Below are 401 nucleotides of genomic sequence, written 5' to 3'. Positions count from 1 at the left end.
AAGGCTGCATCGCCCGAATTCATCGAGGCCCTGCGCGCCTTCAAGCGCCAGGCCCTGCACGCCGAGCGCATCGCGTTCGCGCACCCGCGCAGCGGCGAGACCATCGACGTGGAGGCGCCGCGGCCGGCCGATCTGCAGGCCCTGCTCGATGCGCTGGCGGCCGATCTGGCCGAGGCCTCGGTCAAGCGCTGAGGCCGCTGTGATCGATCCGCGCATCGGCCTGCCCCTGGAACGCGCGCTCGATGCGCAGGCGCGGGCCTCGGTGCGGCTTGACGCCGACTGGCCAGCGCATGCCCACATCCGTGGCTTCAGCAGCCTGCGGCGCGGGCTGAATGTCGGTGTGTCCAGGCCGCCGTTCAATGACTTCAACCTCGGCGCGCACTGCGGCGATGAGCCGCAGG

At 71.6% G+C, this 401-nt stretch carries 2 pseudogenes; both read left to right on the top strand.

Annotated features, from left to right (window positions below):
- Window positions 1-192, top strand: a pseudogene (locus tag FLQ44_RS08255) (hypothetical protein); the annotation flags it as partial.
- Between the two features lie 7 nt (window positions 193-199).
- Window positions 200-401: pseudogene (locus FLQ44_RS24070) on the top strand (hypothetical protein); the annotation flags it as partial.

The sequence above is a fragment of the Vogesella mureinivorans genome, assembly GCF_007644035.1.
Taxonomy (GTDB): domain Bacteria; phylum Pseudomonadota; class Gammaproteobacteria; order Burkholderiales; family Chromobacteriaceae; genus Vogesella; species Vogesella mureinivorans.
The sequence above is the reverse complement of the archived record's forward strand: the minus strand, read 5'-3'. Positions and strand labels throughout refer to the sequence as shown.